Source organism: Scytonema hankhaensis NUACC26, from assembly GCF_045865695.1.
In the GTDB taxonomy this organism is placed as follows: Bacteria; Cyanobacteriota; Cyanobacteriia; order Cyanobacteriales; family Nostocaceae; genus Scytonema.
The window spans coordinates 39,788-55,770 of the sequence record NZ_BAACAP010000222.1; the positions used below are offsets into that span (position 1 = coordinate 39,788).

Below are 15,983 nucleotides of genomic sequence, written 5' to 3' on the forward strand. Positions count from 1 at the left end.
GTGATTTTTGTGGTCAGTAGAAGTGGCTCGACTTACAGTTGGTGGTGGAGTTTAGCAGAGGCTATTACCACTTTAGGGGCAATTCTGGGATTCCCGAATATTGCTCTTGCCCAAATCACGCCAGATACAACTTTGGGAGCGGACAATTCCACGGTTACTCGTGATGTGTTAATTCGAGGAATTTTAGGCGATCGCATCGACGGTGGTGCTACGCGAGGTACAAACCTATTCCACAGCTTTGAGGAATTCAACATAGGAGTACAACGGGGAGCCTACTTCTCCAATTCAACAGGTATCGAAAATATCTTCAGCCGCGTCACAGGCAATAACCCCTCAAATATACTTGGCAGACTCGGCGTTTTAGGCAATGCCAATTTGTTTTTCATTAATCCAAATGGTATTATTTTTGGACAAAATGCCTCCTTAGATGTCAGTGGTTCATTTTTCGCAACAACTGCCAATGCCATTCAGTTTGCTGAACTAGGTTTCTTCAGCGCCTCTAACCCTGAAGCTCCAAAGCTATTAACAATTAATCCTTCTGCTTTTCTGTTCAGTCAAATTTCAACTGGAACTATCATCAATAATTCTAATGCACCTGCAGGATTACTTCCTTCAGGATTTACAGTGCGCGGCTTGCGAGTTCCAGACGGTCAGAATTTGCTTCTTCTAGGCGGTAATGTAGGTATGAGCGGTGGGCTAAAAGCCTTTGGAGGTCATGTGGAAATTGGCGCAGTTGCAGGACCTGGGACAGTTGCGCTGAATTCAGATGGTAGCTTGAGGTTTCCCATTGATATCCCACGAGCAGATGTTTCACTTTCCCGATCTCAAATTGACGTAGCGGCTGGTAACGGTGGTAGTGTTTCAATTAATGCTCGTAATATAGGGATTTCATCATTAAGTTTTATACGAGCTGGTGTTCGGTCAGGAGTAGGGACAGTTGACAGTCTGGCAGGAAATATTACTCTGAATTCAACAGGAACACTCGAAGTTAAAGGATTGAGTTCTGTCGAAAATGCGAGTGAGGTGGGTAACAGTGGTAATATAGATATCACAACTGATTCTTTGTCCCTTACCAATGCGGGAATCTTAAGTACTAGCACTTTTGGACAGGGCAATGCGGGAAACATCACGATTAATGCTCGCAATCAAGTTTCCTTGGATGGAGGCAATCTGGGATCTCTTGCCAGTGCTATTTCAAGTAATGTAGAAAAGAATGCTTTTGGACAAGGTGGGGAGGTTCGCGTTACCACAGGGTCACTATCCCTAACTAAGGGTGCTCAATTAAGAGCCAACACTTCCGGGCAAGGCAAGGCAGGCAATATCATCATTGAAGCTCGCGATCGCGTCTCTTTAGATAATGCGTATATTTCAAGTATCATTGAACAGACAGGGAACGGCATGGGGGGAAATGTTCAACTCGCTACAAATGAGCTTTTCCTTAATAATTTAGCGGGACTGCTTACTAGTACAGTCGGACAAGGTGATGCGGGAAACATAGCAATTAATGCTCGCGCTCGCATCTCCTTGGATACTGGTAGTGTTGTTTATAGCCGCGTGCAGTCAAAAGCAATGGGTAATGGGGGTAGCATTGACATCACTACAGGTTCTCTGTCCGTTAGCAATGGAGCGCAACTAAGTGCTAGCATCCTTGGACAGGGCAATGCAGGAAGTGTGAGAATTAATACTCGCGATCGCATTTCCTTAGATGGTAAAGGTAGTATTATCTCCAGTCGTTTACTACCAGGAGGAATAGGTAAAGGGGGTAGTATTGAAATCACTACAGGTTCTCTATCCCTTACAAATGGATCGCAATTGAGTACTGGGACTTTTGGACAAGGAAATGCAGGCAATGTGACGATCGTTGCCCGTGACAATATATCTGTAGATAGAACAAGCGCAGATGGGTCGCCCAGTGGTATCTTCAGTACTGTGGAGTCAGGAGCAGTGGGCGATGGTGGTACTCTTGAGATCGCTACAGGTTCTCTGTCTCTCAGCAACAAAGCGGCACTGTCTGCTAGCACGCTTGGACAAGGTAAAGCGGGCGATGTTATCATCACTGCCCGTGACCATATCGCTTTGGACACGCAGAGCGTTATTCGCAGCCGCGTGGAACCTGGAGCAGTGGGCAATGGGGGCAGTATTGAAATTACTGCTGGCTCCGTGTCTGTCAGCAATGGAGTGCAGTTAAGTACTGGAACCTTTGGACAAGGTGATGCAGGAAATGTAAGGCTTTCTGCTCTTGACTATATCTCTATAGACGGCAGTAGCCCAGAGAGGAATCCCAGTGGCATCTTTAGTACTGTAGAGCAAGGAGCAGAGGGAAATGGCGGCAATATCGATATCGCTACGGGTTCCCTTTTTCTCACCAATAAGGGGCAACTGTCTGCCCTAACCAGCTCTCGGGGTAAAGCAGGCAATGTCAATATTGCGGCTCGAGATCTCATTTCACTAGACGGTAGTTCTATCGGGAGCAGCGTAGCACCAGGAGGAATAGGTGATGGTGGCAACATCGCGATCGCCACAGGCTCATTCTTCTCCACTAATCAGGGGACGCTGCTCGCTAATACCTTCGATCGGGGAAATGCAGGCAATGTCATTATCTCGGCTCGCGATGATGTCTCTTTAAAAAATAGCTATATCTTCAGTGGTGTACTCCGAGAAGCAATCGGGAATGGCGGTAATATCGAAATCACTACAAGTTCCTTTTCCCTCAACAAAGGAGCACTGCTTGCTAGCACAGCAGGGCAAGGAGATGCAGGTGATGTCACGATCGCTGCTAGCGATCGCATCTCCATAGACGGAGCAAGTGCAGAAGGACAGTCAATCGCTGATATCTCCAGCAATGTGCAGCCAGGAGCAATAGGGGATGGAGGTAATATCAAAATTACTACAGGTTCCCTCTTCCTCAACAACCAGACGCAACTGTTTGCCAGTACCCTTGGTCGGGGTGATGCTGGTAAAGTCATCATCACTGCTCGCGATCGGATAGCTTTGGATGGTGGTGATGTCTTCAGCAGTGTGCTGCCGGGAGCGGTTGGGAACGGAGGCAATATCGAAATCGCCACAGGCTCTTTGTCCCTCACTAATGGAGCGGTATTGAGCGCCACCACTTTTGGACAGGGCAATGCAGGCAATGTCGCAATCCAATCTCGCAATTCTGTTTCGCTAGATGGTGTAGACACCAACGGAGTCTCTAGTGGAATATTTACAGATACTGATGACAAAGCACAGGGACAAAGTGGAAACATTGCAATTACCACAGATTCCTTCCGTGTCACTAACGGAGCGTCTGTAAATGCTCGCACAGCAAATACTGAACGTGGAGGAGATATCGTTATCAACGCCAACACATTTGAAGCAATTAATGGTGGACAAATTGTGACTACTACTGCGAGCAGTGGACGTGCAGGCAACGTTACTTTGAATGTCCAAGACCGAATCACCCTCTCTGGATGGGATCGAACGTTCGCTCGGCGACTCGAGCAATTTCGTGCTGTCACAATTAACGAAGGTAGGGGTGAAAGTGGACTATTTGCCAGTACTCTCCCAAACTCAACCGGTGATGGTGGGACAATTACTCTGCAAACCAATACCCTTTCGTTAACCGATCGCTCTCAAATCTCTACTAGCAGTCTTGGTACAGGGAATGCAGGTGATATCGCGATCGCTGCTCGTCAATCCTTAAGTGCTAATAATAGCGATATCACAACTAGTGCTACCAATTCTTCAGGAGGTGAAATGAGAATTAGTGCAAAAGATGTTCGCCTTTTTGGAGACAGTGACATCAGAACAGATGTTGCGAGTGGTGAAAACCAAGGAGGGAATATTACTATAACTGCTGATTCCATCATTGCTTTCGATGACAGCGATATCCTGGCTTTTGCTCGTGATGGTAGAGGTGGCGATATCAATCTCAACACAAGAGCTTTCTTTGGCTCTGGTTATCAACCCGCACAGCGCGCTACTAACCCTCAAACACTTGATGGTAACAATCGTGTAGATGTCAACGCCACTGGGGGCATCGCATCTGGAAAAATCTCAACACCTGACGATAGCTCCATTCAAAACAGCCTCAGCGAACTCTCAGAAAATCCCATTGATACCAATGCGCTGATTGCCAATAGTTGCATTGCTCGTAGTCGTAGTAAACTTGAGGGTAAATTCACTATCACAGGTTCTGGAGGCTTACCCAATCGTCCTGGGGATGTATTTATTTCATCTTATACCACAGGTGATATACGTAATGTCACTGTTGATAGCAGATCGCGTTTATGGCAAAAGGGCGATCCTATTGTGGAACCATCTGGCGTGTATCGCTTGCCTTCAGGGAAACTTATTTTGAGTCGAGAATGTTCTTAGACTTCTATTATAATCGTCACACATTTGACATTTTTTCTGGTGGGACGGGGTCTCGCCCGTCTCTAATTAAACTGCAAACAAGGCAAATTCCCATTGACCTATTAATCACTGTTTTCATTAGCCATAAATGCAGTTTTCAGCTATTTATTCTTCCCATAGTTGCACTTCACTTAGCAGAAACCGTGAATGCATCGCTCAAAAGCTCTCTCTATAATAAGAATCAAACAAACAAACAACAGACAAAAATCTAAATAAAACTGGAATCTAAAAGATTCTTAAGTATGTAGCTTTTCTAGACATCAAGCAATCAAATTTATACTTCAACTGAGGTCATTATGAATACGAAAGCGACCATAATCAGGTGCTCCACACACTTTTACTACGGAGTTAGAACGCTTGGATGGTAAGTTGTCTCTTCAAGTTCTTAGAGGATTTTTGGAAAGTCTACCGTAAAAGATGACAAACTAAGCAAGGAGGAAGTAAATGTTTGAATGCTCTGATTTGTTAGGTCGATCTAGCTATCTGAATACCAATTTGGATAACTCATTAACATGGCGATCGCCAGGAACACTAGAAGGGCTAAATGACGGATTGTATCCTACTTCTAGTTCAAGTACTGATTATGGTGATTATCTTTCTGCTAGCAACTTTACTGATGCTATTGATAACTCATATAGCTTATCTGCAACAGAGATGAGTCCTCTAGTTGCATCAGACCCTGGTAGTGTTTTTAACGCTGCATACAATATTGGTAACTTATCACGTCCCCAAACTTTCACGGACTTTGTTGGCATTAATGATACCTCTGACATATACAGTTTTAACTTGTCAAGTTATAGTAGCTTTAACCTGTCTTTAAATGGTTTAACTTCAGATGCCAATGTAGACTTATATGATGTTAACGGCACTCGTCTGACATTTTCTGCACTTAGTGGCACAAACACAGAATGCATAGATGGTAGTTTGCAAGCAGGAACTTATTACGTTCGCGTTTATCAAAATATTGGCAACACTAACTACCGTCTTGGATTATCTGCAACACCTATTGTTAATAATACACGCACTGTGTTGGGAACTTTAGACGCTAACCAGTTTACGTTTCAATCTGGTTTTAGCCGTACAGTGATTTCTGGTAACGGCAATGTGGATTTTAGTAGCGGGAGGCGAGATTTACTGGATCTTTCCAGTATTTACTCTAATACGGTTACCTTCAGTAATGCTAGTGGTGGAGGTGGCTTACTTTACAACCCTGGTAATGGGACTCGTTTATTTGATACTATTACATTTAGTAGCGGGAGTCAAATCCTTTTTGAAGGAATTGATAGCGTTCAATTTGCAGACAAAACTCTCAATCTCTCAGTGATACCCAACGATCCATTGTTTGGTCAACAATGGAATTTGCATATGATGGGGGTTCAAAATGTATGGCGGTTTACCACTGGTTCAAATAAGATTTTGGTAGGTATTGAAGATACGGGTTTGGCAAGCGATCGCGCTGGCTCTATTCACAGCGATTTGGGTAACACAACTATTTATACTGATAACTATAAAGATGAATCCTATGTTTCTCACGGTACTGGAGTGCAGGGTATTATTGCTGCACTTAGCAATAATGGATCTGGAATGAGTGGGATCAATTGGAATTCTCCTGTTTTTAATATAGATGTTTTGGGTGGTGATACCAACGATCGCTCGCTGACTGAAGCGACAGGAAACTTAATCAACAAAGCTAACCAAAACGGACAGCGCCTTATAATTAATCTGAGTCTAGAACATCCTAACAGCCCTGAATTTAATCAACTCGTTGCCAATAATCCCAATGTTCTGTTTGTTATTGCCTCTGGTAATGATGCTGATTCGGGTGTGACGAGTCTCACCTATCCGGCAATATTGGCAGGACAATACAATAATGTTATTGCTGTTGGTGCTTCGTGGGGAACAAGCGATCGCAACGGTGTTGCTAAAACTCCTGGAGAACGAATTCAGTACAATGTTGTGCAAGATGGGTGGGGATCGCAGTACGGAAGTGGCTTAACGCTGATGGGACCATCGGAAGTTGTCAGTACTAGGGCAATCTCTCCAACAGGTACAGTACAGTTTGACTATTACACTGGTAGTGGCGATCGCTTTAACGGAACCTCCGCAGCAACTCCAAACGTCACAGGTGTCGCTTCTTTAGTTTGGAGTGCCAATCCCAATTTAAGTGCAACTCAAGTCAAGCAAATTCTTTCACAAACAGCTTACGATCTGGGCGTATCCGGATACGATATAGAATACGGTAGCGGATTTATCAATGCTGATGCTGCAGTGAGGCGAGCGTTGGCACTAGCACAAGGTGTCGCATAAATTAGCTACTAGCCCTTTAGGCTCTAAAATTACCTCTCTTTACAGGGTTGGGCTATGCCCACCAAAGCGCGAATGGTGGGCAGTGCAGTGCCCACCCTACGTGTAATGGTAATCTTCTAACGGTTCGGGAGTAAGGGCATAAAAGATTAAATTCAAGCTCAATTCATTCAGTATTTGGCAGAAAGAGGTGATGTTCAAACTACCAATTTTCCTATTTAAGTAAAGATTTATTAAATATTCTCTGTAGAACTATCATTAGAGTTAAAAATACAAGGTAAGACAAAATCAAGTAAGTATCTTGATAAGATAAGCAAGCATCGGGTGCAACAATTGGCTGCTCGTACTAAGGAAAGTATTTGAGCAAGTGTGGAGATATTAAGTAAAGTACAGCATTAAAAGTCACAATTGATGAAGGCTTATTATCGGTCATGGAGGTCACCAGATAGTGTCTTTGATATCGAGATAAGCTACGAAATGTCCAGTGTTTTGAGCCGATATACACCAGAAACAGTCATAGGAAAATGCGGAATGTTACCAGAATAGGTGTAGTGTTATGCACTGCTATACTGGCTATTCTGTCAATCTCTCATTTGTGGATTTCGGTATTGAGTTATGTATGGTGGACAAAAAATGGAGAACCCAGAATGAATTTCAACCATCGAAAAATACGAAATATTATCAGAATAGGTGTGGCGTTATGTACTGCAATGGTGTTAATTCTCACTAGCACTATGACTGCTACAGGCACAGCAACCTACACAATTGTAGACGTAGGTGTGTTAGATACCAGTTCTAGCACAATCTCAAGCTACGCTAATGACATCAACAATAACGGTCAAGTGGTGGGCTACTCATCTACTGCTAGTGGCGATCGCGCTTTTTTATGGGACAGTACTAAGGGGATACAAGATTTAGGTGTATTGGGAAGTACCAGTTCTGGTACAAGCGCTAGCTACGCAAATGGTATTAATGATGAAGGTGAAGTGGTGGGCTACTCATCTACCCTGAATGGCGATCGCGCCTTTTTATGGGACACTACCAAGGGGATACAAGACTTAGGCGTGTTGGGTAGTAATAGTTCTGGTACAAGCTTTAGCCGCGCCAATGCTATCAACAAGAATCATCAAGTGGTGGGCTACTCATCTACCCTGAATGGCGATCGCGCCTTTTTGTGGGATAGTACTAAGGGGATACAAGACTTGGGCGTGTTGGGTAGTAATGGCAGCTTAACCAATAGCCGCGCTAACGATATTAACAACCAAGGTCAAGTGGTTGGTTTTTCCACTCAAAGTATTTCTGGTCGTGGTGCTTTCTTGTGGGATAGTGCTAACGGAATGCAAGATCTGGGCGCATTAAGCAATCCTTCACCAGGTGGAAGAAGTGCCAATGGCATCAACGACAAAAGCCAAGTAGTTGGTGGAGCATACGCACCTTCTATCAACAGAAACGATCCCGCCTTCATATGGGATAGTACAAATGGAATGCAAGCTCTGGAGTTTTCCCCGGCATACTTTAACATCGCCAATGACATTAATAACTCAGGTCAAATAGTTGGTTATGTCAACCTTAGATATAGACCCTCATTTGCTGCTATTTGGGATAGTACGACTCGGAAAATAACCAATCTCAATACTCTAATCGATTCCAACAGTGGTTGGTCTTTAGTCGAAGCACGCGGAATTAACAATCGAGGAGAGATTGTTGGTTATGGAACTTACAACAACCAAACTCGTGCTTTTCTTTTACAACCTACAAATGTGACTGCTGCTCCAGCACCATAATGGCATTCTTGTCTAAGCCTCAAGAAAATTCTCGATCTTAAAGTATCTTAAAATGTTCGTTTAATATAGCGGTTTTCAGTTGGCTGCAATACATGAATAATGGTCTTGTGGAACGTCTGTCCCAGACGTTTTAGGCGGGCATCTTGCCCGCCCCACAAGAACTGTATTGGATTCAAGTGAAAAGCGCTATAGTGCGATAAGCCGGGTATGGCTTGCGCTAAAGGCGATCTTGCGATCGTACTGTCCAGATGCCCGATTTCTTTAAGAAGTCGGGCATCTAACTTTTTACAAATGCTTTTAGGATTGCTATGTAAGAATCATAAGTAATTTATGAAAAAATTTCAGGACTGTAGCAATGCCCACCAACATTAAATGGTGGGCAATGCCCACCCTACGCCCGTAGGTAATCGAATGGCACCGAAGGAGTACAACCGTCAGGTATTGACTGCCGAGCCAATACTTTTGTTTAACTAAGATTTATTTAATTTACCAAACTGATTTTACAGTTTCCTGCAATCTCTTCTTCCTTAAGTTGCAACCGCTTCAGCAGAAATAGTGAATGTACTATCCAGTTACTTTCCTTATTCTAGTAATGACAACGAGCAGTTCAAAAAAAGGTTCTTGAGTATTTGTTATGCCACTATCAGATAATTGACTTGCAAAAAAAAACCTAATGTGATATTTTCCATTTGAATATCAGTAAAAATACTAGTTTCAAAATACGCTAAATCAATAACAAGTATTATTGATTTCAATATATAGCTTGCAGAATCGCAAGCTTTTAATTGCCTGTCTTTTAGCATAGCTATTTTTTGGCTTGAGAGTGTTGTTAGTCATACAGGAGAGTCTACTGTTGAAGAATATTGTTATACCCCTAACGCCAAAACGAAAACAGCGTATTATCAGCGCTAGCTGTTGCAGATCTATAAATTTGGTAACGAATGTTACCGTAATTCTTTCCACTCTTGTTTGCTTATCTTCCACTGCATTTGCTCAATCTGCACCGCCGCCAGGAGTAACAATTCCTCCAGAAACACCTGACACAATTGAGCGCATCACTCCTCAACCAAACGAATCACCAAACCCTCTTCCTCAAGAACCTCCAGCAGAACCACCAAAACCTAGTCTTGAAACTCCTCCCACTACAGAATCACCTGATTCTACATTTAGGCAAGGAACTCGCATTCTAATTAAGAAAATAGAGGTACGAGGAAGTACGGTTTTGCAAGACAAGATTCAAAAATTAATCGAGCCTTTGGAAAAGAAGGGAGAAGTAACTTTTGAAGAATTGCTTCAATTGCGTTCTGAAATTACTCAACTGTATCTAAAAAATGGTTACGTTACTAGTGGAGCATTTTTGCCAAACAATCAAGATATTAGTAGTGGAACGATAAAAATTCAAGTTGTTGAGGGAGAGTTAGAGAATATTGAACTGAGTGGATTAAACAGGTTACAAAGAGGGTACGTGCGATCGCGTTTGCGAAGAGCTACCTCAAAACCTTTAAATCAGAAACGTTTGGAAGAAGCACTACAACTTCTACAACTCGATCCTCTCATCAGTCGGGTGAATGCAGAGCTAACAGCTGGTAGTACGCCCGGTCGAAATATATTACAAGTACAAATACAAGAAGCACAAGCCTTTCACGCCGGAGTCTCTATAGATAACACTCAGTCCCCTAGTATTGGTTCCCTACAAGGAGGCGTTTTCATTACTCATGATAATGTACTCGGTTTTGGCGATCGCTTCAATGCCGAATACGGTAGAACAGAAGGACTTAATCTGTACGACATTAACTACACTGTCCCTATTAACTCACTAAATGGTACTATAGGATTTCGATATAGCAATACTGATAGTCGTATTATTGAAGATCCATTTGAAGAACTAGATATTAAGAGTAAAACACAGACCTACTCCCTTAGTATTCGTCAACCTTTATACAGAACTCCAACTTCCGAATTTGCCCTTGGTTTATCCTTAGACTTGCGTCGAAATCAAACTTTTATACTTGACGATCTTCCCTATTCCTTTTCAGAAGGACCTGAAAATGGCAAATCAAAAGTGACAGTCGTTCGGTTTTCTCAAGATTGGGTAAATCGTAACGCTAATAGAGTGTTAGCTGCACGTTCTCAGTTTAGCTTAGGTATCAATGCTTTTGATGCCACAAATAACGATACGGGTACTGATGGACAATTCTTTTCCTGGTTAGGACAGTTTCAATGGGTACAGAGGTTATCACCAAAAGCTTTACTACTGGCACGACTGAACGCACAATTAACAGGAGACTCATTACTCTCTCTAGAAAAATTCAGTATTGGTGGATTCGACACAGTACGCGGATATCGTCAGAACCAACTTGTTACAGATAATGGTGTAACAGGTTCGCTAGAAGTTCGCTTTCCCCCAATATCTAGCTACACTGCATTGCAGTTAGCACCCTTTTTCGATATTGGTACAACTTGGAACAATCGAGCAGAGAATCCCGATCCACAGACAATTGCTAGTTTGGGTTTAGGGTTAATTTGGCAACCTTCTCGAACTTTGTATTTACGTTTGGACTATGGAGTCCCTTTAATAGACATTGATAATCAAGGAGACTCACTGCAAGATAAGGGGCTTTACTTTTCTCTGCGGTATCAGCCGTTTTGATGCGTGTTAGTAGTTAGTAGTTGGTAGTTATTTGTAGCTACCATTAACCAGATATCCGACTGCTTGATGTGGATCGTCCCTAGAATCGGGGTCGCAACTCAGAAGTCGGAGATCTCGGCTTGCTGTTTACTTTGCGGCTTGCTGTTTGCGCCAACGGATGTAGGCACCCCCGGCACCTGCGAGCGCTAGACCTGCAATTGTGGTCGGTTCGGGAACAGCAGCCGTGTTCGTTTCATTGGCGGTAGATAATCTTAAGATAAAATCGACAGGCGATCCATCGCTGATCAAGCGCTCAATGCGGAACACTTCACCAGGGTTGACACGTGCGCCTGTGAATGTTGCAACGGAGTTGTTTTCAGATAGCGTCACCTTGTAAAGGTTTGAAGTAACAGTGCTAAACTGAGCATCAGGGCTTAACAGACGATACACAATATCACCGACAGAGACATCCAAGTTGTTCAGGTTATTGTTAATGCTAAGTGCTGGTCCAGATCCCGTCGTGAGAATAGGACTAACATATGGCAGGGACGTATCTCCTAGCTCGGTGAAAGTGAAGACTGGTTCACCTAAAGGAGGCGATTCGAGAACGTCTAAGGCTTGATTGACGAGCGAGACTGCTTGTGCAGCCGTTCCAGTACCAGCCAAGGTAGCTAGTGCCACAATAGTCGAGAGTGCGAACTTTTTGGTTTTCATGATAGAATGGACTCCTGATTAGAACTACTATCATCAAAGCAAGCCGATTGAACTTGAAGATGCACGGGATGGAAGCAAGGGATTTAATTGGCGATCGTCAGCACAAAATTTCCCCCGCTCAGGCAGCAAGAAAACTGAGCGCTCGTTTAATAAAACTAGGTTGATTTTGTGGAGATAGCTGGATATGCATGGTTTCCCTACTAATTTCCTCTCACCACAGCATCCTTATAAATCACCCGTATCATAGTAGATTCACTAAACTTTTTGTTGTCTTCTTTACTGGCTTCACAAAAACTTTAAAGTAGTTGATAACCCTCTTAAGTCACCTTGGAAAGAGTAAATTCAATAGAAGATGCTAAAACTTTTACATAGCCTGAGCAATCGCTCCATCAGCAAGCACTTCTCATGCCAATCGCATAATCGATTATAAAGTTTTGTAGAGTGTGACTTAGAATAGATTTTAGACGCTCGTGAGGTAAGTAGGTAGGTGAGAAAAAACCGAACTATGTAAAAATATGTAAACACGCTAAAACCCTTACTTTTGACAAATGATAAATGACAAATGACGAGGACTGATTAGTTAGCGCCCTTTGTGACGATCTACTTATGCTGCATTCCTATAGGTTTAAGTAGCTAGGCGGAAATAAACAGAACTACATTACAAGCAGGTAAACACACCTGAAATCCTTACCAATGACTAATGACGCTCCTCACTAGTGAACTTTAATTGTGCTGACTTACTTAAGTCTGCTCCTAAGCAATACCATCTTTATCAAAGATGGAGTCGATTAAAACAGGAGCAAAGAAAAAGTAACGATTGCAAAGGTTGTTAAAAGTATTAACGAAGGTGTGAACTCACGTGCGGGGGTTCCCAGAGTTGAGTGACGTGGCGTTTGAGGAACGAAACCCAACCTACAAGGTCTTAATGTTTACTTTATAAATCATCTCTGAATCAATAACTAGCAACTTGGGTTACTAACAACTAACAACTAACCACTAACTCCGAACACTTTCTACCAAAAGTGTGAGTCACAAGTACCGGGGATCTGTAACGATTGCGTTGAAGGGATACAGAGTAACTATGCAGATTCAAACACCAGATTGGGTTAAACACGCTGTTTTCTATCAAATCTTTCCAGATCGTTTTGCAAAAAGCAAACAACTCCGCAAACGACTGTTACGGAGTGCTAGTTGGGAAGATTGGGAAGCTATGCCAACACTCCAAGGTTACAAGGGAGGAGATCTATGGGGCGTGATGGAACAGTTAGACTATCTACAGAATCTGGGAATTAATGCCATTTACTTCACTCCTATCTTTCAATCTGCAAGCAATCACCGCTACCATACTCACGATTATTATCAGGTAGACCCCATGTTGGGGGGTAACCCTGCTTTCAAGGAATTGTTAGACGCCGCCCATCAGCGTAACATTAAAGTCGTGTTGGATGGGGTGTTCAATCACTCTAGCCGTGGCTTTTTCTTTTTCCACGATGTTTTGGAAAATGGTCCTCATTCCCCTTGGGTGGATTGGTTCAAAATCCATAATTGGCCTGTTTCTCCCTACAATGGCGAATATCCTGCTAACTATGAAGGTTGGGCGGATAATCGTGCTTTGCCAGTATTCAACCATGATAACCCGGAAGTGCGGGAATATATTATGGAAATTGCTGAATATTGGCTAAAATTTGGTATGGACGGTTGGCGGTTGGATGTACCATTTGAGGTAAAAACTCCTGGCTTTTGGCAAGAATTCCGCGATCGCGTCAAAGCAATCAATCCCGATGCCTATATTGTTGGTGAAGTCTGGTATGATGCTCGTGAATGGTTGGATGGAACCCAATTTGATGGGGTGATGAATTATTTGTTTGCAGGACCAACCATTGCGTTTACGGCAGGCGATCGCGTAGTCTTAGAACAAGTGCAAGGGCGTTCTTACGAACCCCATCCACCCTTGTTTGCGAAAGAGTATGGTGAAAAAATGGAACACCTCCTACAGCTTTATCCTTGGGAAATTGCACTTACTCAATTGAATTTGTTAGCCAGTCACGACACAGCACGATTGCTAACGATTGCGGGAGGAGATAAACCAAGCGTTGAATTAGCAACTTTACTCTTACTCACCTTTCCTGGTGCGCCCAGTATTTACTACGGTGACGAAGTTGGTTTACCTGGGGCTATAGATCCAGACTCTCGCCGAGGTTTTCCTTTAGAAGCAAGTTGGGACAGAGAAATTCTCCAAACGCATCGGGAACTGATAGCATTGCGTCACTCTTATCCCAGCTTGCGTACTGGTGAATACAGAGTTCTTTATGCACAAGGAGAACTTTACATTTTTGCACGGATTCTAGGAACTGAAGAATTGATTGTTGCGGTTAATGCGGGGACTGCACCAACAAAAGGTAATGTAGATACTAGCAGTTTGAGCAGTCAACCGAATAAGCTTCTTTATGGCAGTGCTGAGTTTGAATGGAATGTAGAAGGCGAAACTAAGCAGCTTATCTTAAATCTTCCAGCACGTTCCGGTTGCATTCTCGGTAGTTAGTCATTAATGAATTGCTTAGAAGTTTTTACATAAAATCATCAAAATGTCTTGTGGTGCGGGCTTCTAGCCCGCCATTAATATAGGACGGGCTAGAAGCCCATCCCACAAGCATCCAATAAGCATCACAGAAGATGCATAATTTATTTCTTGGAAATCGCTTATGATTCGCTTGCAACCAATGCAGGAATCAACACTGCATCAATAATGTGAATGACTCCATTATCAGTAAGAATGTCAGTTTTAACAACATTGGCGTCATTCACTGTAACTTTACCACCAGCTGACTGGATTCCTACAATTGACCCTTCCAATGTTTCTGCATGGTCAATTTGAATCAAGTCATCAGACCTGACATCGCCATTGGCGACATGATAAGCTAAAATTCTCTTAAGTTTGTGGGTATCTTGAAGCAGTGAATCTAAAGTTCCTTGTGGTAACTTGGCAAATGCTTCATCCGTGGGCGCAAATACTGTGAAGGGTCCGGGACTAGAAAGAGTTTCAACGAGTCCAGCTGCTTCAACAGCTTTTACCAATGTACTGAAATTTCCGGCTTGGATAGCAGTTTCAACAAGGTTAGCCATAAGACGCTTTAACTTAAATTTGTTAGCGTAATGTTACAAATTATTTATATAGCGGTAAAAATGTCTCAGCCTCTATCAAGGGGGGAGATTGCGGAAAAATCAGCTATCATTATTTCGCTAATAACTTCAATTGCGACTGCTAGACTTAGATACATGACTTCCAAAAAAACAGTAATTATGTTAAAGCGTTCCAAATTTGAGACAACTCAATCTCAGATTATGTACCGTGCTGAAGAACTCATCAGTGCAGCTTCAAATCGCTACCGCATTACAGTTCAAGTGGCAAATCGCGCTAAGCGTCGGCGGTATGAGGACTTTGACAGTGCGGATGATGCCATGATGAAACCAGTACTTCGGGCAATTATTGAGATGTCTGATGAACTGACTCAACCAGAAATTATCGGCGAAGTATGATGTCTGTTGGGAGAAGTCGAGGGTTAGGGTTCGCTGCACTGGTGAGTGTTATTCTTCTGAGTTTAAGCTTGGGTTTGCAACCAGTGTCTGCTCAAAGAATCAGCACTGGTGATGCTTGGCGGTTAGTTTACGAACAATTGCCTAACTTTCCACGGGAAAATCAGTACATCAGCAAAGAAAGTGGAAAAAAAGCAGAAAATAATACCCTGGTTAGCCGCCTCATAGCGTATCACGTTTACGTGAAATCACGTCCTGCGAATTTTCGCTTGGATTGGAAGCTAACTTTAGCTGACTACTTGGGTGCAAATGAGGTGATGTATGAAGGGGTGTATCCAGGGAATGATACTTTGCGGCAAAATCCTCTGGATGGAGATCGAGCAGCGATCGCACGTCTGAACCGCCGTCAACGAGATGCATTGGTACAAGCTTTGGTTAATGTTTTCAGTCCAAAGACCGAAAGTACACCTGCTCCCCCAGATAATCCATCGCAGCCAAGAGAATCAGCACCAACCCGTTCGCGACCTCCTCAACCAGGTGATGCTCAACTACTCAAGTAATTTGCTAATAGCCAGTTGTTAAAATACCTCAAGCAATTAGTAGGGTGGGCATTGCCCACC

General features: G+C 43.1%; 9 protein-coding genes. 7 read left to right on the forward strand and 2 right to left on the reverse strand.

Annotation, left to right across the window (positions count from 1 at the left end; genetic code table 11):
- Positions 1-9 precede the first annotated feature (9 nt).
- The 4 genes from ACKTT2_RS31215 (at position 10) to ACKTT2_RS31230 (ending at position 11,136) form a co-directional block, all read left to right on the forward strand.
- Positions 10-4,359, forward strand: coding sequence for a beta strand repeat-containing protein (locus ACKTT2_RS31215; RefSeq protein ID WP_407894042.1), 4,350 nt, complete (start codon positions 10-12; stop codon positions 4,357-4,359).
- A gap of 483 nt (positions 4,360-4,842) precedes the next feature.
- Entirely contained in the window at positions 4,843-6,705 is a 1,863-nt protein-coding gene (locus ACKTT2_RS31220; RefSeq protein ID WP_407894044.1) for a S8 family serine peptidase, read from the forward strand.
- A gap of 644 nt (positions 6,706-7,349) precedes the next feature.
- The gene (locus ACKTT2_RS31225) at positions 7,350-8,486 is read left to right on the forward strand and encodes a DUF3466 family protein (protein ID WP_407894046.1); all 1,137 of its coding nucleotides are present in this window, start codon (positions 7,350-7,352) and stop codon (positions 8,484-8,486) included.
- A gap of 925 nt (positions 8,487-9,411) precedes the next feature.
- A complete protein-coding gene (locus ACKTT2_RS31230; RefSeq protein WP_407894135.1) occupies positions 9,412-11,136 on the forward strand; it encodes a ShlB/FhaC/HecB family hemolysin secretion/activation protein in 1,725 nt (574 codons plus the stop codon).
- Positions 11,137-11,262: 126 nt separating this feature from the next.
- On the opposite strand, the gene ACKTT2_RS31235 is transcribed toward ACKTT2_RS31230, so the two are convergent.
- On the reverse strand, positions 11,263-11,829 hold the full coding sequence (locus tag ACKTT2_RS31235) for a PEP-CTERM sorting domain-containing protein (RefSeq protein ID WP_407894048.1): 567 nt from the start codon (positions 11,827-11,829) through the stop codon (positions 11,263-11,265).
- A 1,081-nt stretch (positions 11,830-12,910) separates the two neighbouring features.
- Here ACKTT2_RS31235 and ACKTT2_RS31240 point away from each other — a divergent pair.
- A complete protein-coding gene (locus ACKTT2_RS31240) occupies positions 12,911-14,371 on the forward strand; it encodes a glycoside hydrolase family 13 protein (protein ID WP_407894050.1) in 1,461 nt (486 codons plus the stop codon).
- A gap of 158 nt (positions 14,372-14,529) precedes the next feature.
- Here ACKTT2_RS31240 and ACKTT2_RS31245 read toward each other — a convergent pair whose 3' ends face one another.
- Positions 14,530-14,952, reverse strand: a complete 423-nt coding sequence (locus ACKTT2_RS31245; RefSeq protein WP_407894052.1) for a fasciclin domain-containing protein — start codon at positions 14,950-14,952, stop codon at positions 14,530-14,532.
- 177 nt (positions 14,953-15,129) lie between these two features.
- Here ACKTT2_RS31245 and ACKTT2_RS31250 point away from each other — a divergent pair, with 177 nt between their 5' ends.
- Both ACKTT2_RS31250 and ACKTT2_RS31255 read left to right on the forward strand, forming a co-directional pair.
- Positions 15,130-15,366 carry a DNA-directed RNA polymerase subunit omega gene (locus tag ACKTT2_RS31250; RefSeq protein ID WP_026134604.1) on the forward strand — a complete coding sequence of 79 codons (237 nt, stop codon included), beginning with the start codon at positions 15,130-15,132 and terminating at the stop codon, positions 15,364-15,366.
- Positions 15,366-15,923 carry a hypothetical protein gene (locus ACKTT2_RS31255; RefSeq protein WP_407894137.1) on the forward strand — a complete coding sequence of 186 codons (558 nt, stop codon included), beginning with the start codon at positions 15,366-15,368 and terminating at the stop codon, positions 15,921-15,923. Before ACKTT2_RS31250 ends, ACKTT2_RS31255 begins: the two co-directional genes overlap by 1 nt.
- Positions 15,924-15,983 lie beyond the last annotated feature (60 nt).

Bases quoted from the DNA above. Each gene is read 5' to 3' on its own strand.
- ACKTT2_RS31235 (WP_407894048.1), bottom strand. From the start codon at position 11,829: ATGAAAACCAAAAAGTTCGCACTCTCGACTATTGTGGCACTAGCTACC.
- ACKTT2_RS31225 (WP_407894046.1), top strand. From the start codon at position 7,350: ATGAATTTCAACCATCGAAAAATACGAAATATTATCAGAATAGGTGTG.
- ACKTT2_RS31240 (WP_407894050.1), top strand. From the start codon at position 12,911: ATGCAGATTCAAACACCAGATTGGGTTAAACACGCTGTTTTCTATCAA.
- ACKTT2_RS31255 (WP_407894137.1), top strand. From the start codon at position 15,366: ATGTCTGTTGGGAGAAGTCGAGGGTTAGGGTTCGCTGCACTGGTGAGT.
- ACKTT2_RS31220 (WP_407894044.1), top strand. From the start codon at position 4,843: ATGTTTGAATGCTCTGATTTGTTAGGTCGATCTAGCTATCTGAATACC.
- ACKTT2_RS31250 (WP_026134604.1), top strand. From the start codon at position 15,130: ATGTTAAAGCGTTCCAAATTTGAGACAACTCAATCTCAGATTATGTAC.
- ACKTT2_RS31245 (WP_407894052.1), bottom strand. From the start codon at position 14,952: ATGGCTAACCTTGTTGAAACTGCTATCCAAGCCGGAAATTTCAGTACA.